A 19,382-nucleotide genomic window follows, 5' to 3' on the forward strand; every position below is an offset into this window, starting at 1 on the left:
ACCCAAACGAAAGAAATCTGATGAAGATAGCCATTATCGGCGCCCATGGCGTCGGAAAAACCACCCTAACCACGGCGCTGGAAGCGCTTACTTCCCTGATCGCCCCGGTGCCGACACCCATGCACGACCCAGTCCCCGGGCAGAACAAGTCCCTGCAGGACTGCACAAACGAGGAGGTTCTCCGCCTCAGCCAGCGGCGCTACACGGAACGGATCGTTCAGGAACAGTCAGCGCCGGACACTATCTCCGACGGTTCGGTACTGCATGAATGGGTCTACGCCACCACGCGACTCAGTCTTGGCGTGTTCCCCACAGAGGATCACGAACCGGCGCCATCAAAATCAGCTGACGTCCAGCTCAACCTCATTGACGACTTCACGGAGGAAGCACTGGCCTATGCAGAGCAAACATACGATGAGATCCTCTTCCTCCCGATCGAATTTCCCCTGCCGTGCGAGAACGCGCCGATCAGCCACCGGTTCCAAATCGAAGCAGAAAAGCGACTGTTCGAACTGGTGACGATGAGCAACAAGCCGGTTCGGGTGCTTCGGGGATCCGTCCAGGAACGCATCGAATCGGCCCTGACAATTCTCGCTGAAAGCAAAAGCCGCATGGCAGCCCCCTAAACGCATCCACAGGGGATGATTGCCCGCTTCCCTCGGGACAGGCAGATTCCGTGAAAAGACGCGAGCATCCTCTCGAATGCAAGGCGGCTAGGGTGTCAACGGTCATGGCCGCGATGCCTGAACTGTCAGCCCCAACGATTACCGGCAGCCAGTATGAATAACCACCCTGCTAAGGAGGACCATGCGCCGTTTTAAACCCCCGTCAAAATTCCGGGTGATGGACCGTCTGGACAACACAGCGGGCGTGTCGTTTGGACGATCAGTCAGCCTGGGCCTGGGAATGGCTGTCTTCGTCCTTCTCATAACGCTCATGACCCACGCAGCCGGAAGTGAGCAGCCGTGGTACGACGTGGACTTGATGCCATTGGGCGCCGCAGAGGTCATCGGGGCGCTGGCCGCAGTCGCTACGGGAACAATCGCTCTGCAGGTCATGGCCCAGACTTCCTACTCCAGGGAATCACGCACTCTAGCCGAGTTCAACCACCGACAGAATATGGCCATTCTCGCACTGTCAAGCCCGGTGGTAAGCTGCCTGCTTGCCGTCTTTGTCTGGCTTGACAAGGATATCGGTTCCAGCACGATGCTGATCTGAACCGGCAGCTCCGACTGGCGCCCATGGCACTGGAGCACTGGTTCGAACCCTTCAACGACGAAAGACACGTTCCCCCTTACACCCGCTGATCCACTCCTCCACTCTGAATGCCTAACCGGCGGGCCACGTCAGGCTGAGGTGGTTCCGGCATTCTTGAGGGGCTGTGCTCTAGCCTTCACACTCGATGCAGTACGAGTGGCCGTTCTTTTCGCGTGCGAGCTGGGAACGGTGCCGGACCAGGAAGCAGGAGTAGCAAGTGAACTCGTCCCGGGCCTGGGGAATCACCTGGACGATCAGTTCCTCGGCGACGAACTCTCCACCGGGGGTCCTCGCGTCATCCAGCGCGTCGGCCTCGTCCAGGTCGCGGACGACGCTTCTGGCATCCGGTGCGTTCGCGGATTGCAGCGCCTCGAGGGAGCGCTCCTGTGATTCCTTGACGTCGGAACGCACTTCGTCGTAATCGGTTGCCACTGCGGTGATTCTCTTCTCAAACGTTCTTACCGGTCCGAAATGCAACATACACCATGGCTTCGGTATTACCCTGCCGCGGGACGGGGCGCAGCCTTGGTAAGACTTTTCGAGTCTTAGGCTTTCCCTCAGGTGGCATCGTCGTTCGCGTCGGGTTCGGCCCATTCCAGGGCGGCTACGAGGTGCCCCTCGTTGGGGAGAGCCTGTTGCTCGGCTTCGCGACGGGCCAGTCCAGTGCCGCTGTGAGCCGGTCAACGTCCGGCAGATCGTTGCGGACCTCGGCGGGCAGGGCGTCGTAGGTGTAGGAGGCGACGGCCATCGGTGAGGTCGTCCGGCCGAGACTGTAGCGGACGGTGTGCTCGTTCTTGCTGCCGCAGATCAGTATCCCCACAGTGTCTGCGTGAGCTTCGCGGCGGAGCCTGTCATCGACGAGGGCGATGTAGAAGTTGAGCTTCCCGGCGTATTCGGGCTAGAACTTGCCAGTCTTTAGCTCGATGACGAAGTAGCGGAGTTGCTCGACGTGGAAGAAGAGCAGGTCGATGTAGAAGTCGTCGCCGCCCACGTCGAAGTGGACCTGCCGGCCGACGAAAGCGAAACCGGGGCCCATTTCCCTGAGGGTCTCGGTGATGCGATCCATGAGGGCTTGCTCGAGGTCCCGCTCTGCGACCTCGCCTGACAGGCCCAGGAATTCGAAGTTATAGGGGTCCTTGGCCACTTGCTGGGCTAGCTCCGAGTCTTGCGCAACAAGCTGCTGCGCAAAGTTCGACGGCGCTGATCCTGTGCGCTCGAGGGTCTGGTTCATGATCATGTTCATCAGGACGTTCCGGGACCAGCCGTATTCCACAGCTGCTGAGGCGTACCAGTCGCGCTTTTCACGGTCGGCAAGTTTGTCCAGCAGCACGGTGACGTGGCCCCACGGCAATTGCGCAACAGGCTGTTTTCGGTACTCACTGACGCATGTCGACGCACTTGAGCTGCGCGTTCACGTGGTTCAGTGCGCTGACTCACGTGTTAGGGATCGTTAGGGCTGCCCCAGTGATGAGTTGCCGGGAGATGCCTGCTCCGCTGTCTGTGCCATGAAACGGCCTGTCTGCCGGAAGTCGCGAACGAGAAGCACAATTGCGATCACAATTCCAGCGACGGCGACTGCCATCAGCCAGTCGAACGGGCTGTCATTGCGTATGGCAAAGCGCGCGGCCTGAGGAATGAAGATGAGCGGAAACATCGGCGCCAGGAGCAGTTGCGTGGCAAGGCCTTTTCTCATCTGCACCGCAGCGGCTCGTGTGACGGGAAGATGTTCCGGCTCTATCGCCACCTTCCCTGCTAGCTGCCGGCGGACATGCTTGCGTTCCTCGCTCTCCAACGAAAGCAGCACGTTGACCCTTCCGGACTTGGCGGCCTGCACCACTTTCTTCGCGTTGTAGGTCAGTCCCCCAATCACGACACCGAGCATGGCGAGGAAGAACCCGAACACCAGATTGTTCTGCCAGTCCGCGACTCCGAAGGCCAGAATGCCAGAATGGTCCCGGCCGCCACCAGGATCACCAAGCCTGCAGGAAAATATCGCGTGTAATAGGTTTTCAGGGCCTCACCCAGGCCGTTGTCTGCGATGCCCTGAGCTCTTCTGACGGCCTGAGCCCAACGATCGTTGGAATTTGCCATGAGATCGTCAATTTCGCTCATCGTCTTCTTCCAAAGATGCATCTGACGCCGACAAAGAGAGACCTGGAACCCTCTGGTGAAGCTTCTGGTCCGGATGCTGACATCCTGAACTATTCGCTGGCGAAAGCCAACGGTCCAGATTGCCTTGAGTCAATGGAACGTCCGCGTGGCCAGGGTTTGCCTTAACTGATAACCATCCAGCTACTGGTGTTTATTGAACTGTCACGGAATCAGATGCCGTCTTCATGACCGAGAATCCTGAGCAGATCCCGGATGGACATGTTCAGTTGTTCGAACCAGTGCTGATAAAAGAGCGGGGTCATCTGGTCGGGCCGTGTGGAATCGAGTGCCTTGAGCATTTCCAGTATCTCCAGAACCGTGTCCTCGTCCTCGGCTGGCAAATCCCCTGCTGGAGGATGGCCGTCATCGTGCGTGTCACTCATGGCGCGCTCTTCGCTGTCGCGTTCAGGCGGCGTGTGAGATCGGTGTTAAGGCGCCGGACGGCGTCCAGTTCCTCTTCGCGTTCGTTGAGCAGCAATTGAAGGGCGGCTGTCTGCTCGGACAGCTCGCGAATTCGTTTTTCACTGGCTGGGTCGATGTCCTGGGCGAGGCGGTCCAGCTCCGGCAGATTGTCCTGGACGGCGTGGCCGAGGACTTCCCCGAGCCGGCGTTCCAGCGCTTGCAGGCGCTGTTGCAGACGGTGGTTAGCGGCGCGGGTGTTGGCCAGATCAGCCCGGGTCGTTGCCGCGGTGACGAGACCTTGCTCTTGAGCGTGGGCATCCCTGGAATCGAGGACGCGTGCCATGTGGGTGCGCAGATACCCGACAGGTCCCATACCGAACACCTGCGCGCAGAGAGCGCAGGGCTCCGACTCGTGGCGGTAGAGAAACGTTTCCGTCACTGCTGCTTTCCGGGCGATGCCGGCGGCGGAATCGGTGGTGCCGCGGGCAACGCAGGCGTCGATCGCGGTGCGGACGGCGCGATGTTTGGCTTCGCTTATAGTCCGGCGCTGGCGGAGCATGCCATCGGTCTGCTGTGCGCTCGAGGATGTCATCGTACTCTCCCGGTCGTCGGTATCTGGCCGGCGTCCCGCAGCCGTTGAAAGGACCCTGCGAACAAGGTTGGCTCGCCGGCGCGCACGATTCCCAGCAGTTCCAGCGGCACTGCTTGAGTGGTGCCGGCCCGGGCAGTCCGAACCTGTGCGACATGGGCGTTGATCTCGGCGCGTTCCTCGTCAGTCAGGGATTCAAGTTCGTTTTCGCAGCGGCGGATCAGGTGCCGGACCCGGTCGATCTCCTCGGTAGAGGGCATTGCGCTGTCCCGGGCCCACGGTTCCAAGACGCTGTCAGCGGCGGTAAGCCGTTCACGCGAGACCAGCAGCTGGGTCAGGTATTCCCCGAGCTCGGGGAGATAGGAAGGATCGGTGCGAAAGTGTGAGCAGCCCAGGCAGCGCATGCGGTAGGGGCAGCTATGGCCGCCGGCCTTGACGTTGCTGGGTTCAACGCAGGTCCCAAAAGGAACAGCCACGGCGCCGACGTGGCTGCGGAGTTCTTCCTCGTGCTCAAGGGCGCGAAGCCCCGCGACGACGAGGGAACCGGTGTTGGTCAGCTGCAGCCGGCTGAGCCGGTTCATGGCCTCATGCCGGCGAGCATGCGTCATCCGGTAGTAGCCCTGCGTGGTGCCCGGTTTAGTGTGGCCGAGCAAGTCCTGGAGCACCTCAAGCGGGGTGCCGGCATCGGCGTGATCTTGAGCCCACGTATGCCGCAGGGCGTAAGGGTAAACCTTTTGACGCGGGAACGGCCTGTTCCCGTTGACCGGTTCCTCAGCGCCTGCCGCCCTGCCGTCCTCATCCATTTGCGGTCCGCGAAGCTCCGGCAGGGTTTCCACCCAACGTCGGAGAGAGAGTCCCACCTGGTAGGTCGCCACCGGGCGCTGGCCAGAGTCGTTGTGGTGCGGATGTGGGAACAATGGAAGCCGTGCCCGATCGGTGTAGGGGTATGCGTGCAGCACCTGCTGACGCTGGTCCTCGATCACCGCAGCCGTTTCAGAGTTGATCGGGAGCCGGTAAGAAGTCAGACCAACCTTTGACATGTTGTGAATCAACACAGCGTGAGTGCGCTCCGCCCCGTTTTCATCGCGGAGCACGTTGTAGTCCAGACATCCATCCAGGGGCAGATGGTTCAACTCGCCGGGGCGCCTGCCGGTGCCGAGAGCGAGTTTGAACCAGTTCACGGCCCATCTGCCAGCTCCTGACTCCAGCAGGGCCAGGGAGGCTGGTGCCAGGAGCTGACGGACAACTTCCCGGGGCAACGCCTTTCCGGGTTCATCGGAGCCGCGGGTGAAGCCTCGAGGATGGTCCCGACGGGTCAAAGCGAAGCTGTCAGGCAGTCCCGCAGCGACACCGCCCGCGTTGGTCAGCCCCCACTGGCGGGTATCTTCCAGAACATGGTTGAGGAAACGTACGCAGCGTTGTTGGCCGCTTCGGCTGAGCAGCGCGCTCTCGCGGAGTTGTCCCAGCCCGATCAGGTGTGCTGTGAGGTCATCCCGGCCGAGTCGTGTGGCGTCGAGCCCGGCGTCCGGCCGTTCACGCAAGGTCGCGGAGAGTAAGGCGATTGCAAGCACCACATCGTCCATGTAGCTGGCGCTGACACGGCGAAGAGCACCGCGAAGAACCCACTCTTTCGCAATCGACAACAGCCACGGCTGACTGATGTCTGTCGCGCCGCGACCGGCACGGTCGGCCCGTCCCCGGAACCGGGCAGGGGAAGTGGCCCGGCCGTATCCAAACACTCGGAGATCCCAGGTGTCCAGTGGAAGTTGCGTCTCGATGGCCGCCGATAACGGGTGCCCTGCCAGTGGGTGACTTGCCGCTGTTTCAAATGACCGTGCGACCGCCGTCATGAATGCGCCCGGGATGTCAGCCGTTCAGTGAGGCGGTCAACCGCCGCGCGGCGTCGGTCGTCGCTGACATGGATGTACGGGTCGGCCGACGCTGGGCTGCTCCATCCCAGAAGGGCCTGCAGTTCATCGCGGGTGGTTCCCGACGCCAGATGCTCAGAAGCGGCGAAGTGCCGGAACATGTGGGGGTGGATGTGACGCAAACCCGCTGTCCGGGCGAGCCGCTCGATGATCTTGTTGAGATTGCGAGGCGACATCGCGCACCCGCGGGTCGCCCCGCTCAACGTGACGAGGAGCATGTCGTTGTCTGCGGCCTCCTGACAGCCGTCGCGCTCGAGCATGTAGCTGTCGTAAAGGGCGAGCAGAATCCCCGGTGCCGGGACGGCCAAGTCGAACTGAGCTTTGGACCAGGCGCCGTTCGGGTTACGGCGGCGGACGACATGGATGTGCTCGCCCGGGACACGGCACAGACCGCTGTTACCCGTGGGAGACGGCAATCCGAGGCTGCCCGCGTCGCGCACGAGATGCAGATCCTGCCGTCGCAGTCCAAGCGCCTGTCCGATCCGCATCCCGGTGAGTGCGAAGAGAAGGATCAGGAACCGGTCGCGGGCAGTCACGGCGGCATCAAGAAGAGCTGCAACTTCAGCTGCCGTCGCCTGGTCAGGCGCCGTCGCTCGTCGGGACTCACGCCGCTTGTGCCGTACCCGCGGGCCTCTCGCCGAATGGAACTCTCGCTCGTCGGGGAGTTCGTATAAGTCGCTGAGAAGTCGGGTCGGCAGAGCACCCTCGGCTATTGCGAATCGGTAAAACTCACGCACAGCTACAAGGATCCGATTGATTCGGCCCGCCGTTCGGGGCGAGCCGGCATTCCGCCCGGACGTCTGAGGATCTGTCGCGAGATAGGCCGCGAACAGGTGAAGCTTTTGGGCCGACTGCTCGAGGTCTCGCCCGCTTTGCTGCGACCAAGTCAGGAATAAGGCGATGGAGCTGGCGTACTGCGCGCTGGTCGTTTCGGCTTGTGCCCGTCCGAAGAAACGGACCTCAAGCCACCGGGACGCCAGCTCGTGCGGCCGGTACCCCTCGTCGACCACGCCGTAGTAGGCCCCAAGGCTCGGGGTCAGGATACGAAGACGCCTGTAGGCCACCGCCATAGCAACAGGATAGGAGCCTGCGTGAGCGGTACCGAGAACATCCCCCGCGTGTCCCTCTAATGGGCATTACGACAGTGAAAACCAGTGCTCAGCCGGTACCGAAACCAGCCTGTGGGACAGAAACGGGTAGAGAGGCACGTCCGCTCGCCTCAGGCATCTCAATCAGGCGGCCTTTTTGACAGGCATGTTTTCCCTTACGCAGTCTGATCCAGACCCGGCCAGAACTCCCGTCGGATCGTCCAAGGCCGTGAGACCCGATAATGTCAGAACCTGCCCTCTGCCCCACAGCTGGGTGCACTGTCCAGGGACGGTATCGACGACGTCCGCGCCAGCATCAGCTGCTTAGACGATATGAAGTGAGGGGTGCAGGTCCTTGCCCCCGTCCGGGACCAGCCATTATCGCCGGGCGGTCCCGCAGCTCCGGCTTTGGTGTAGTCCGTGGACGTCTGCGTTGGAGGGCGGCGCTGTGGGGCCTGATCCCCGGCGGTGATGTTTTCTATCCCGGACGGGGGGCCAGGTAGCGGCAAGAGGCCGGGGCCTTCTGTTTCACAGGGTCCGTGGGTTGCCATTGGCGGCTCCCTTGGCCTGGCCGGCTCGTCAGGGGTGCAATGGTAGTGCCACATGTGAAGTTTGGGAGGTCCCGGCTATGTTTGAGCATACTTTCATTGATCTCGATGTTCACGCGGTCAACGTCGTGGGCCATGCGCTGAACCTGGCCACCGGGGAAATCAGCAACCATACGATGCCGGCTGACCCGGCCATGGTGCTGGAGTGGGTCCGCCGATTCGAGCCGCCCGTCAAAGCCGTTTACGAATCCGGGCCGACCGGATTCGTCCTGGCCCGCTACCTGCGCACCGCGGGTAGCAACTGCGTCGTCGCGGCGTCCTCGAAACTGCTGCGCGCACCCGGTGACCGGGTGAAAACCGACCGGCGCGACGCCCGGGTGCTGGCTGAGATGCTCGCGGTCGGCTCGGTCACCGAGGTGCGGATCCCGGACCCGGAGGAAGAAGCGCTCCGGGACCTGTCCCGGCTGCGCTCGGGCACGGCCAAGGACCTCGCGCCCGCCCGCCAGCATGTGAACGCCATCCTGCTGCGCCACGGCGTCCGCTACCCCAAAGACACGAGATGGACGAAGGAACACAGCCTGTGGCTGCACCGCCAGCGCTTTGACGAACCGGCGCTGCAGTTCACCTATCAGGCCGATGTCGAGCAGGCCGAACTGCTCGCCGGGCACCTGGCACGGATCGATAAGCAGGTGACCGCCACGGCCGCTGCCTGCCGCTACACCCCGGTGATCGAGGCGTTGATGTGTCTGCGCGGGATTCAGGTCACGACCGGGTTCGGGCTGGCCGTGGAGATCGGGGACTGGACCCGCTTCACCGGTTCCTCCATCGGCTCCTATCTCGGGCTGGTACCCAGCGAAAACTCCTCCGGCCAGTCCCGCCACCAGGGCCCGATCACCAAGGCCGGGAACGCCTACGCCCGCAGACTCCTCATCGAAGCCGTCTGGCAGCACCGGCGCCCGTACGCCCGGCCCGGAGAACGGCTGCTGCGCCAGCTCGATCGCGTCGCCCCGGCAACCCGGATCCGCGCTCTGGAAGGAAACCACCGGCTCCACCACAAGTGGGAAGTCTTCGATCAACGCCACAAAATGTCCGTCAAGGCCAACACCGCGATCGCCCGCGAGCTCGCCGGCTGGTGCTGGTCACTGGCGGCGCCCCTGCAGCAGGGAGAACGCATGAACGCGGCCTGACCCGAAACGTGCCCCCGGGACGTGGTGAAAGTGGGATGGCAGCACGCGGAGCTAACTCGAGAGCCAGCTATGAGCAGAAGGACCACACCGTCAACGCTCGATCTTAGACACCGATACGCTCCAGCCGAACACATCGTCCTGCGGTAACCAACCCGCGAATATCAGCCTGACACTGCAGTCGAAACGACTCGCCAGCACTCACACCACGACCGGGCCGGCACACGACGAGCGGCCCCGGGAACCAAAAGCCAGGAGCCGCTCGTCCATGCCTATTGACAACCGAACCTCTATATCAGCTGTCGAGGGCCAGCTGGGCCGACACGATTCCATCGCCTTCACGTCGATCGCCGTGACGGCGTACTCCCCCTAGTACAAACCTGACTTCGATGCTTGAATGACTGCGAACAAGATCGTGCTCATGAGCACGTCCTGGACGCTGGCGGACAACAATACGGTGGTCCGCCGTTCTGGCGTTCAGGTGCATTTATCATCAGCTGGAGGTTGAACAGTGGGTGAGTCTGGCCTGTGAACCGCCCGTCGATCCCGACCGGCAGCTACGGTGGGCCCGTGCAGTTCTTTGAGCCGGAGGCTCTGATCAATGCCCGCCCTTCCACGGTATGGGAGGTCCTCACGGACAAGAGCAACCGGACAATGTGGGATTCAGGGTCACTGACCTCAGCGGCGACCTCCGGCACAGCGGAAAGATCCGGATCAAGACGGCCCGAGGCGGCGGCCGGATACAGGCTGCGCGTGGACCTTACGAGCGAGCACATGACATGGGCCGTGCGTGGGCGAGGCAACGCTCGGACTGCCCCCGGGTGCACTGCTGATCTCCGGCCTGCCATGGTCAGTTTCCTCCAAAATGGGTCGCTCAACAGCCGTGACCGCTGACCCGGCCTATGGATATGACTGCCTGGGCGCGCCGGTCCATGGGCTGACAGCGTTTCCGGTCCTGTAGGTGCCCACGGGGACGGCTTTTGGTGCTCGTCATGCCCGGCGCCGGAACGCGGGACGTAGAATTTCGGTATGTCCGCGAAACGCGTTGTTGAGATCGAACGGAAGTTTGATGTCGAGGAGGAGGACCTTCTTCCTTCGCCTCAGGACCTGCCCGGTGTTGCCCGGGTGGACAGGCCTGTGGAGCACCGGCTGGAGGCCGAGTACTTCGACACCGAGGACCTGCGCCTGGCATCCGCGCGGATCACCCTGCGCCGCAGGACCGGCGGAGAGGACGCCGGATGGCACCTGAAGCTTCCCGCAGGACCGGACGAACGGACGGAATTCCGCGAACCGCTCGGAGGGCAGACTGGCGGCGTCCCCGACGCCCTTCTCGGGCTGGTCCGTGTGCACACCAGAGACCGCGCGCTGGTACCGGTGGCCCGGCTGAAGACGAGGCGCGTCATGTACCGGCTCAGAGACAAGAACAACGCCGTTCTCGCGGAGTTCTGTGATGACCGGGTGCAGTCTGAGACACGTGGGCAGAAACTAGGCACCCTGCGATGGCGGGAGTGGGAGATTGAACTCGTCGCCGGTTCCCGGGCCCTGCTCGAGTCCGTGCAGGACCGGCTCGCCGGAGCCGGCGTCCGGCCCTCCGCCTACCAGTCCAAACTCGCGCGCGCCCTGAACCTGGATCCTGACTCCACAGAGCCCGTGCCAGCGCCCAAGCGCAAGGGACCCGCCGGCGATGTCATCCTCGCCTACCTCAGGCAACAGGTGAAAGAACTCAAAGACCAGGACCCCCGAGTGCGGCAGGACACCCACGATGCGGTCCACCAGATGAGGGTTGCCACCAGACGTATGCGCCCCGTGCTGGCGACGTACCGGACACTGTTGGACGACGCCGAGACTGTGGGTTTCCTGCGGAACGAACAGAAATGGCTCGCGGGCGTGCTCGGTGAGGCCCGCGATGCTGAGGTCATGCATGCACGCCTGAAGGACATGGTCGCAGAGGAACCCGGCGAGCTGGTCATGGGACCCGTCACCCGTAGGGGCCATCTTGAACTCGGAGGCGCCTACCAGGAAGCCCACGCCAGGGTGCTGGAAGCATTGGACGGCGTGCGCTATTTTTGGCTGCTCGACGCCCTCGAGGCCATGATCGCCGCCCCGCCCCTTGCGCCGCTGGCATCAAAACCAGCAGTCAAAGTCATACCCCGGCTGGTCCAACGCGACGTCAAGCGGATGCGCACCGCGGCGCGGGAAGCCAGTCGGCATGCTGCAGGCACCGGAGACCACCCGGCCCTGCACGAGGCCCGGAAAGACGGGAAACGGCTGCGGTATGCTGCCGAAGCCGCTGCCCCCGTCAACCCCAAGCAGACCGCCCGTTTGGCCGACGCCGCCCACGGCGTCCAGAAAGTCCTGGGGGACCACCAGGACAGCGTCGTTACCCGCGAGCTTCTTCGCAGACTCGGAGCCGAGGCATTCGTCCTGGGCGAGAACGGGTTCAGCTACGGGCGGCTGCACGCCCTGGAACAATCCTCCGCTATCGAGGCCGAGACCCGATTCCACCGCGAATGGAAGAAATTCCCCACCATCTCACTGCAACCCTGACACCTCCTATTCGGGAGAACAGGACCGCTGCCCAACTCTGTGCTTGGCAGAAAACCACCACAGGCGGGCCGCCAGCCAGGACACCGATAGTGAATATCATGTCCAGCTGAAGTGATCCGATGGCAGATTCTGTGGAACAGGACCCGCCGAAGCGCCCTTTCCGCATATAGCCCACCTGGGCGCATAAAACAGCGGAATTATAGGGGTCTTCGCCCATCCAGTGAGGGCGTCGATCCAATGCCGGCCCAAGTCTTGCGGCCATGACCGCCACTACGAGCGATCCCACCCGATCCGCGGCGAGCAGCCCAACGCCACCCTGACGCCCGTCCCGGCCGGGAGATGGTGTCCTTTGAGACCCTGGCCAGGCCATGTCTACAACGTGCACTTGCGCCGCGGTATTCAATGGCTCAGCTCGGCTGGGGGGGTGTTCTCTTGGTGTTAACAGGGAGGCCGGCGCATCGTTGCTACGAGGTCACTCGGCACCGCTTTACTTGTGCTGATACTTCCTACCAGCCTGGAGCCCGCCATGCCGACCGAGTCCCCTATGCCATGGACCACCTACGCCCACAGCCGCCGTGCTTTCCTAGGCCTGGGCGCCGGGGTCGCGGCCACCGTCGCAGTGCCAGGGGCGGCATCGGCAGCCTCTGCGGGTTCCGAGCCGCCGCTGCGGTTCGGAGTGATCGCCGACTGCCAGTACGCCGACAAGCCTGACGGTCCTGTCCGCCTCTATCGGCTCTCCATCGACAAGCTGAAGGAGGCCGTAGGCACGCTCAACGAGGCGGACCTGCGATTCGCCTTCCACCTGGGCGACTTTGTCGATGAATTCCCGGAGAGTTTCGAGGCTGTGATGCCGATCTGGGAGCAACTGCGCATGTCGAAGTACCATGTGCTCGGCAACCATGACTTCCAGTTGCCCCGCGAGGAGCTGCTGACCACGCTGAAGATGCCGGCGTCGTACCATCACTTCCGCCGCAATGGATGGCGGTTCATCGTCGTAGACACCAACGACATCAGCACCTACGGCAACCCGAAGGACTCCGCCAAATACACCCTTGCGGAGAAGATGCGCGCCGAGCTGACCGCTGCGGGCAAGCCAAACGGCCAGACCTGGAATGGCGGCGTCGGTGCGGAGCAGCTCGCTTGGATTGAGCAGACCCTCGAGCACGCCCGCAGGCACGGCGAGAAGGTCGTCCTTAGCGCGCATCATCCGGTCTTTCCGCTCAACGAGCACAACGCCTATAACGACACCGAGCTGGTCGACCTCGTCACCTCTTACGACAACGTCGTCGCGTGGTTCAACGGCCACAACCATGCCGGCAACTACGGATTCACCGGCGGCACTCACTTCGTCAACTTCAAGGGCATGCTCGACACCACAGTCACTTCGTACGCAACGGTGCAGGCGCACGACGATCACCTCGTGATCGAGGGTTTTGGCCGCGAGCCCAATCGGATCGTTCCCATCGGCGCTCCGGCCTACGAGGTCTGAGATGAGCCCCCGCCGCACAGTTCCATGAGTGGGGTGCCGGACGGGAAACTCTGTTGCGGCTTCTGCAAGCGAAAGGTACAGGCTTGGCCGTCACCATAGACGAGATCCACGCGCTTGATCGGGCTGAAAATTTCCCAGACGGCCCGCGACGTTCAGCGCGCTTGGCCCGTGACTCTGCTCGTCCTGCGACGCCGCCGGAAGCCTCAGTCCTGGAACTGCCGCCGAAGTCGAAGAGGCACCGGCCCTCTCTCCCATTGCCCGCAGAATGCACGACGGAGGCCGTCCCCTCTGGAACTACCTCGCCACGCCCTCGGTAACCCTCCGGAGGAACCGGCTGCCTCGTGAGGGCTTGGCGGTGCGGTGGCTTCTCGTCGGCACCACGCCAGGCTTAAACGAGCGCGAACGGTCATCACCGACACCCCCCGCGCGCTTCAGAGTTCAGCGTCCCCGCCCGGGGCGCCCATCCCGCTGGACCCGGCCAAGGGGCGCTTTCTCCGGAGCCGGTGAACCCTGGACTGCCGCAAGCTCACGGTCCCGAGCCGGCACATCACCGACCGTCACACGCTGACCGACGGCGGCCGAAAGTTCCTGCTCCAGGTGCACGTGATGCTCAACGCCGGATGGGCGCACGGTCCCGGTCAGCTGAACCGGCGGCGTAGTTTCAACAGGCATGTACAAGCGGCGATGTGATGGGAGACCGTAGCTATTCCGCCGTCTGGGAAAATGCTGGCGTTAACCTTGGAGTCACCTGAAAGACGAACCCCGAGAGTAGCTTGGCTTACGCCCGCCGGATCCCTCTCGAATTGAGTTCCCGTGACCGTCCTGCGCCGCCGCGCCTCGCATTTCGCCCTCCTCTGTTCGCTGGCCGTGCTGTCAGCCGTCCTGCTGACCCTCGGTGCGACGCCGGCCTCCGCCCACGTCCGCGAGAGCCCGGGATACTCGACGGTCCGGGGCGATGGCGCGCGGGTGGTCTACACCCTCAGCCTGGAATATGAGTTGCTGGCCCGGGCCGTGGACATGGGCCCGGAGGCGGCCGCGGCCGCGGACGACTCCGCCCGGCGGGAGTCGCTGCAGAACGCCCGCCCGGCCCTGCGGACGTATCTGGCTGAGCGGCTCACTGTCTTCCTGGACGGCGCCCGCTGCGCACCTGAGCTCGCCGGCACCTCCACGGAAGAGCACGACGGCGCGGCCTACGCCCGTCTGGACCTTGCCTTCAGCTGCCCCGGTGAGAACGGCGAGTACCGCATTCGCTACGACGTCTTCTCCCCTGGAGACGCCGTCGTCGACGGGCACACCAACATCGTCGACTACAGCCTAGGTGGCTCCCAGGGCCGCCAGATGCTGGATGCCGGCCACCGCGAATTCGTGGCGGGCAACTCTTCCCCCGCCGCCGCCGTCAGCCGCTTCGGGGCCATGGGAATGGAGCACCTGCTCACAGGCATGGACCATGTTCTCTTCGTCGTCGCCCTCCTGCTGGGCGCGGCCCGGCCGCGGCAGCTCGTGGCGGTGCTGTCCATGTTCACCCTCGCGCACAGCCTCACCCTGGGAGCGGCGCTGCTGGGCCTGGTCCACGTCCCCGCCGAGGTCGTGGAGCCCCTCATAGCCCTCTCCATCGCCTTCGTCGCGGTGGAAAACCTGATGGGCGCCCGCGGCCGTATGCCCGTGACCTTCCTGTTCGGCCTGGTCCATGGCCTCGGCTTCGCCGGGAGCCTGCAGATCGACGGCCAGGTGGACGGGTCGATGCTGCTCTCCCTGTTCAGCTTTAACCTCGGCATCGAAGCCGCCCAGCTGCTGCTGGTGCTCGTCGGCTTCCCCCTGATCCTGCTCGTGCGCCGGACCCGCCTTGCGGTTCCGGCGGTACGCGGGGCGACCATTACGGTCGCAGTCGTTGGTCTCTTCTGGTTCGTCGAAAGGTTCTTTTTCGGATGACAATCCAATTTCCTCCTCAGTCAAAACGGCTCCGGCTGGCGCTCTACTGCAGCGCCGCCGCCCTCACCGCCCTCGTCGTCGCCGCGCCCCTGACCGCGGCGGTCGCCGAGACCGTCAACCCGCCCAGCGCCACCGTCTCAGGCCAGGTCTTCGAGGACCGCAACGGCAACGAGGCGCGTGACGCGGGCGAGCCGGCCCTGGCCGACGTCAGCGTCTCTGATGGTAAAAGCGTCGCAGTAACGGACGCGGACGGCCGTTACAGCCTCACCCTCTCCACAGAGCGCCGCGGCACGGATCTGGTGTTCATTACCCAGCCCTCCGGCTACTCCGTGGGCATGGACGAGTTCAAGACTCCCAAGTTCTACCGCAACGTGGGCGCCCTCGCCGGCGGCGATGTCAAGTCCGTGGACTTCGCCCTGCTCAAGGACACCAAGTCCGCTGGCGGCAACTTCAACTTCGGAAACGTCGCGGATCCGCACGTCAACGCTCAACTGCCGGATCAGATTGCCGAGATCAACGCCACCCAGCAGGACATTGCCTTCATCCAGGTCAGCGGTGACCTGACCAACAACGCCACAGACACCCAGTTCGACGCTTACAAGGCCGGCACGGCCAAGTCCAAGGTGCCGGTCTGGCCGGCCGTGGGCAACCACGAGTACTCCGGCGGAACGTACTACTCCGCCCGGATCAACAACTACCGTAACCACGTCGGCCCCGAGTGGTACTCCTTCGACTACGGCGACCGCCACTTCCTCGTGCTCGAAAACAACGGCGCGGCACCGTTTGAGGAGCAGCTCGCCTGGGCCAAACAGGACCTCGAGCGCAACGTCAAGGACGGCAAACACCTGGTGGTGCTCACCCACCAGCCAATGAACGTTCCCTTCGGCTCCAAGGAGGTCTACGACCAGTACGGCTCGCTGCTGGAGCAGTACAAGGCCGAGTTGATCCTTGTGGGTCATGAGCACTCCAACGACGTCGAACCGAACAGCGCTTTCGCGGGCACGGCCAAGCACGTCCAGACCGCGTCCAGCTCCTATACGATCGACAACGCTCCGCGCGGCTTCCGCTACGTGCACATGACGGACGAGTCCTTCGACAACCCCTTCCGCATGTACTCGGCTGAGAAGGAGCTCACCATCACCAGCCCGGCCGACGGCGCTTCCGTTCCACTCGCCGGATTCCCCGGCATTCAGGTCAATGCCTACGACACCACCGACGCCCCTGTGAAGGGCCAGTTCAGGGTGGACGGCGGAAATTGGCGCCCGCTGCGGCACACCGGCGAGTTCACCTGGTTCTCTGAACTGCAGGGCGACCTGCGCCGACTGGGCCAGCACACCGTCGACGTTCAGGTCTTCGACGCCACAGGCGCCTCCTGGACCAAGACCTCCACCTTCACCCTTACCGGCGAGGAGCACTTGACGCCGGTGCCCGGCGCCGACTGGGCCCAGCACCACGGCGACGCCGCCCACACTGGCGCCGCTGCCGACGTCGTCGGCTCCGGCCAGCGCCTGGCCTGGTCCTACCGCACAGGCGGCAGCTTCCTGACCGGCTCCCCCACGATCGTTGACGGTGTCATCTACGCCGGCACCCGCGACGAGAACGGCGACGGCAACAGCGAGGTCCATGCCGTGGAACAGTCCACAGGCAAGAAGCTGTGGAGCTACAAGGTCCCGTCCTCCGTGCACGGCAGCATCGCCGTCACTGAGGGTACTGTGTACGTGCCGACGCTGCGCGGCACGCTCTTCGCCGTAGATGCGGCCACCGGCCAGCTGAAGTGGCAGCACGATCCTGAGCCCGCCGGGGAGGGCTTCAACCAGCGCACCTACGGCTATTACGGCGTCACCGTCGCCGACGGCAAGGTCCTGTACCCGTACCAGACCCGCCACGGCGAGGCCAAGAACGGCCTCCTGCTGGCCTTGGATGTCAAGACCGGCCAGCGCGTCTGGGCCTCGGAGCTGAGCGGGTCCACCATGAGCGACGGCACCCCTGCCGTGGCAGACGGCCGGGTCTATGTTGGCAACCAGACTGCGGACCGCGTCTTGGCGTACGACTTGAAGACCGGTGCCAAGCTCTGGCAGTCCGGGGCCGAGCTCGGCGGCTGGCAGGACGGTGTTCCGGCCGCCGCGAACGGCAAGGTCTTCATCGGCTCCAACAATGGCATTATCGCCCGCGACGGAGCGACAGGAGCGACGCTGTGGACCTACCGCAGCCCGAACCCGTCGCTGATCAACGGCGGCGCCACCCCGGCCGCTCCGACCATCCGCGGCAATGTGGTCTACATGGGCTTCCCCAGCGGCGAGGTCGCAGCGCTGGATGCCACCACGGGCTCGGTGCTCTGGACGAAGCTGCTCCCGGGCAAGCTGGACCGCGGCGGCGTGCACACCTCGCCAGCGGTGTCCGGAGACTCGCTGTTCGTCGGCTCCAACAACGGCAGTTTCTACTCGCTGGATGCCAACACGGGCGAGGTCACCTGGGAGTACGGCATCGGCGCCTGGGTTTCGGCCGGGCCGGCCGTGAGCGGGAACACTGTCGTGGCCGGCTCTTTCGACGAGAACCTGTATGCGTTCACCTCGACCAAATGACCTGAGGTTGCACGGTATGCGGTAGGTAACTGCCGCCCCGACAACGGCGGGGGACAGCTCCGACGGGCCTTCCCCCGCCGCATGCCCTAGTGCTCCGTCTGGCGCTCGGATCCACTCTCGCAGCCCCAGTGCGGTATCCGGTCAACCACTACGGCCTGATAGCCAGCACCGAAGACACCTTCGGCCGCCCTATCTTGGGTACACCAGTACGGCGGGGCCGATTCGCAGCGGGCTCAATGTGGCAACGCCGCGGTTAAGTCACTCTCCGATCAGCCGCGAATTGCCCGGCTGGTGGAACGGAGCCAGCCGGGCAATTGGTAACTGCAATCACCAGGTAAAGCGCCGAAGGCGGAAGTACCACCACGGATACCCTGGGCTCGCCAGGCGGGCAATGGAAGCACTTCTCTAGGCTTGACCGGGCCCGGCTTGGGCATTCGCGTCAGGTTCAGCCCATTCCAGCGCTGCGACGATGTGTCCTTCGTTCGAAAGCGCTTGTTGCTCCGGCGGGGGAAGTTTGTCGTAGGTGTAGGCCGCGACGGCCATAGGAGAGGTGGAGCGTCCCAGGCTGTACCGGAGGCTGCGTTCATTTTTGGTGCCGCAGATGTGGATTCCGATGGTTTCGTTATGGTGTTGGCGGCGGAGCACGTCGTCGACGAGTGCGACATAGAAGTTGAGCTTGCCGGCGTATTCGGGCTGGAACTTGCCGGTTTTGAGCTCAACGACGACGTAGCCCGTTAACCGCACTAACTCGGCCTTCAGCGCTGCTTCCCGGCAACTGCAGGTAACGGAATACCGTCCACTTCAGTGTGACGGCGGCACAACCCGACTGGTGTTTAGCGGCAAAAGTGGGGGGCCTCCTGCCGGACGGGGACCGGAAGAACGCAGGGCCTCCGCATCCCAGACATACCAAGCCTTTCCGCCTGATCTGACGCCACGCGGCGTCCAGTCTGCCAAACTCTGTTGGGTTCCAGTCGCGTCCGTCCACTTTGCTCTCTGCCCATTTCATATTTCCTCAACTTCTGTCGGCCCACAGCCAGGTAAAGGCTCATGCTTCGCGCTGGCGCTGGCGCCGGCGCCAGCGCTCGGCGAGTCATCAGATCCGCAGTGTCCTGGCTTCTGTGGTGGCGGTCTGAGTCACGCTAAGGGTGACTCTTCGGGCGGAAACTGGTGGCACCAGCCTTCCCAGGCTGACGATGTGATTGCACCTTGAGGAAAGTCCTCGACGTTCCGAAGGAGGCTACAGTCATGTCCTTGGTTGGAGCTGACCGGGTCAGGTTCGGTGTGGACGGCGGACATGCTCTCTCCTTGGATGTCGCTGGTGTGTTCGGCCTGTACTCCGGCTCTGTTCACGTTGTTGCCCGAGTTCCCTCCCGCAGCCGCTATGCAACTGAGTTGCTTGGCTGATGAACCCTCCGGAGCAGCAGTTGTTCGGCTGTGATCCAGATGTCGTAACCTGCGGTTTTTTCGATCATGATCCGGTGGTCAATTCCGTCCGCCGCTATCCAGGCTGTATCTCCGGAGGGTGTGGTGTCTTCCACGAGGCCGGTTCTGACAAACACACCTTCGCGCCGGACATCAACTACGGCACCGACCAGCATGCTCCACTCCCTGAAGGGATACCGGCGGTGGTCGGCAGCTTCCGGCGCGGGTTCTTTTGCCGGCGTGTAGTGCTGGAAGCCTTCTTGCAT

At 63.6% G+C, this 19,382-nt stretch carries 15 protein-coding genes and 1 pseudogene; 7 read left to right on the forward strand and 9 right to left on the reverse strand.

Translation table 11 applies throughout. From position 1 onward, the window contains the following. Window positions 1–20: 20 nt before the first annotated feature. Entirely contained in the window at window positions 21–626 is a 606-nt protein-coding gene (locus ACZYZE_RS17490; RefSeq protein WP_463909220.1) for an AAA family ATPase, read from the forward strand. A 181-nt stretch (window positions 627–807) separates the two neighbouring features. Then, complete coding sequence (locus tag ACZYZE_RS17495; protein WP_463909222.1) at window positions 808–1,218, forward strand: hypothetical protein; 411 nt, start codon at window positions 808–810, stop codon at window positions 1,216–1,218. A 168-nt stretch (window positions 1,219–1,386) separates the two neighbouring features. On the opposite strand, the gene ACZYZE_RS17500 is transcribed toward ACZYZE_RS17495, so the two are convergent. From ACZYZE_RS17500 to ACZYZE_RS17530, 7 genes and pseudogenes are all read right to left on the reverse strand, one after another. Beyond that, complete coding sequence (locus ACZYZE_RS17500; protein WP_463909224.1) at window positions 1,387–1,689, reverse strand: DUF4193 domain-containing protein; 303 nt, start codon at window positions 1,687–1,689, stop codon at window positions 1,387–1,389. 125 nt (window positions 1,690–1,814) lie between these two features. Then, window positions 1,815–2,626, reverse strand: a pseudogene (locus ACZYZE_RS17505) (PDDEXK nuclease domain-containing protein); the annotation flags it as partial. An 81-nt stretch (window positions 2,627–2,707) separates the two neighbouring features. After that, window positions 2,708–3,160, reverse strand: coding sequence for a hypothetical protein (locus ACZYZE_RS17510; protein WP_463909226.1), 453 nt, complete (start codon window positions 3,158–3,160; stop codon window positions 2,708–2,710). 418 nt (window positions 3,161–3,578) lie between these two features. Then, window positions 3,579–3,791, reverse strand: a complete 213-nt coding sequence (locus ACZYZE_RS17515; RefSeq protein WP_463909227.1) for a hypothetical protein — start codon at window positions 3,789–3,791, stop codon at window positions 3,579–3,581. After that, entirely contained in the window at window positions 3,788–4,402 is a 615-nt protein-coding gene (locus tag ACZYZE_RS17520) for a hypothetical protein (RefSeq protein ID WP_463909228.1), read from the reverse strand. The genes ACZYZE_RS17515 and ACZYZE_RS17520 overlap by 4 nt, the downstream gene beginning before the upstream one ends. Next, a complete protein-coding gene (locus tag ACZYZE_RS17525) occupies window positions 4,399–6,042 on the reverse strand; it encodes a tyrosine-type recombinase/integrase (protein WP_463909230.1) in 1,644 nt (547 codons plus the stop codon). The genes ACZYZE_RS17520 and ACZYZE_RS17525 overlap by 4 nt, the downstream gene beginning before the upstream one ends. A 203-nt stretch (window positions 6,043–6,245) precedes the next feature. Then, window positions 6,246–7,397, reverse strand: coding sequence for a tyrosine-type recombinase/integrase (locus ACZYZE_RS17530; protein WP_463909232.1), 1,152 nt, complete (start codon window positions 7,395–7,397; stop codon window positions 6,246–6,248). 646 nt (window positions 7,398–8,043) lie between these two features. Between ACZYZE_RS17530 and ACZYZE_RS17535 the strand changes: the two genes are divergently transcribed. From ACZYZE_RS17535 to ACZYZE_RS17555, 5 genes are all read left to right on the forward strand, one after another. After that, window positions 8,044–9,150 (forward strand): IS110 family RNA-guided transposase, encoded by a 1,107-nt coding sequence (locus ACZYZE_RS17535; RefSeq protein WP_463909234.1) that lies wholly within the window; start codon window positions 8,044–8,046, stop codon window positions 9,148–9,150. A 1,026-nt stretch (window positions 9,151–10,176) separates the two neighbouring features. Next, the gene (locus ACZYZE_RS17540) at window positions 10,177–11,694 is read left to right on the forward strand and encodes a CYTH and CHAD domain-containing protein (RefSeq protein WP_463909236.1); all 1,518 of its coding nucleotides are present in this window, start codon (window positions 10,177–10,179) and stop codon (window positions 11,692–11,694) included. A gap of 544 nt (window positions 11,695–12,238) precedes the next feature. Further along, window positions 12,239–13,183 (forward strand): metallophosphoesterase, encoded by a 945-nt coding sequence (locus tag ACZYZE_RS17545; protein ID WP_463909238.1) that lies wholly within the window; start codon window positions 12,239–12,241, stop codon window positions 13,181–13,183. Between the two features lie 813 nt (window positions 13,184–13,996). Continuing rightward, window positions 13,997–15,112, forward strand: coding sequence for a HupE/UreJ family protein (locus ACZYZE_RS17550; protein ID WP_463909240.1), 1,116 nt, complete (start codon window positions 13,997–13,999; stop codon window positions 15,110–15,112). Beyond that, window positions 15,109–17,694, forward strand: a complete 2,586-nt coding sequence (locus ACZYZE_RS17555) for an outer membrane protein assembly factor BamB family protein (RefSeq protein ID WP_463909241.1) — start codon at window positions 15,109–15,111, stop codon at window positions 17,692–17,694. Before ACZYZE_RS17550 ends, ACZYZE_RS17555 begins: the two co-directional genes overlap by 4 nt. 405 nt (window positions 17,695–18,099) lie before the next feature. Here ACZYZE_RS17555 and ACZYZE_RS17560 read toward each other — a convergent pair whose 3' ends face one another. After that, on the reverse strand, window positions 18,100–18,438 hold the full coding sequence (locus tag ACZYZE_RS17560) for a PDDEXK nuclease domain-containing protein (RefSeq protein ID WP_463909243.1): 339 nt from the start codon (window positions 18,436–18,438) through the stop codon (window positions 18,100–18,102). 635 nt (window positions 18,439–19,073) lie between these two features. Next, window positions 19,074–19,382, reverse strand: a complete 309-nt coding sequence (locus ACZYZE_RS17565) for a hypothetical protein (protein WP_463909245.1) — start codon at window positions 19,380–19,382, stop codon at window positions 19,074–19,076.

The organism is Pseudarthrobacter woesei (assembly GCF_055412745.1).

Coding starts and splice junctions, on each gene's coding strand:
- ACZYZE_RS17565 (WP_463909245.1), bottom strand. CDS start 19,382: ATGCAAGAAGGCTTCCAGCACTACACGCCGGCAAAAGAACCCGCGCCG.
- ACZYZE_RS17545 (WP_463909238.1), top strand. CDS start 12,239: ATGCCATGGACCACCTACGCCCACAGCCGCCGTGCTTTCCTAGGCCTG.
- ACZYZE_RS17495 (WP_463909222.1), top strand. CDS start 808: ATGCGCCGTTTTAAACCCCCGTCAAAATTCCGGGTGATGGACCGTCTG.
- ACZYZE_RS17540 (WP_463909236.1), top strand. CDS start 10,177: ATGTCCGCGAAACGCGTTGTTGAGATCGAACGGAAGTTTGATGTCGAG.
- ACZYZE_RS17515 (WP_463909227.1), bottom strand. CDS start 3,791: ATGAGTGACACGCACGATGACGGCCATCCTCCAGCAGGGGATTTGCCA.
- ACZYZE_RS17490 (WP_463909220.1), top strand. CDS start 21: ATGAAGATAGCCATTATCGGCGCCCATGGCGTCGGAAAAACCACCCTA.
- ACZYZE_RS17555 (WP_463909241.1), top strand. CDS start 15,109: ATGACAATCCAATTTCCTCCTCAGTCAAAACGGCTCCGGCTGGCGCTC.
- ACZYZE_RS17535 (WP_463909234.1), top strand. CDS start 8,044: ATGTTTGAGCATACTTTCATTGATCTCGATGTTCACGCGGTCAACGTC.
- ACZYZE_RS17530 (WP_463909232.1), bottom strand. CDS start 7,397: ATGGCGGTGGCCTACAGGCGTCTTCGTATCCTGACCCCGAGCCTTGGG.
- ACZYZE_RS17520 (WP_463909228.1), bottom strand. CDS start 4,402: ATGACATCCTCGAGCGCACAGCAGACCGATGGCATGCTCCGCCAGCGC.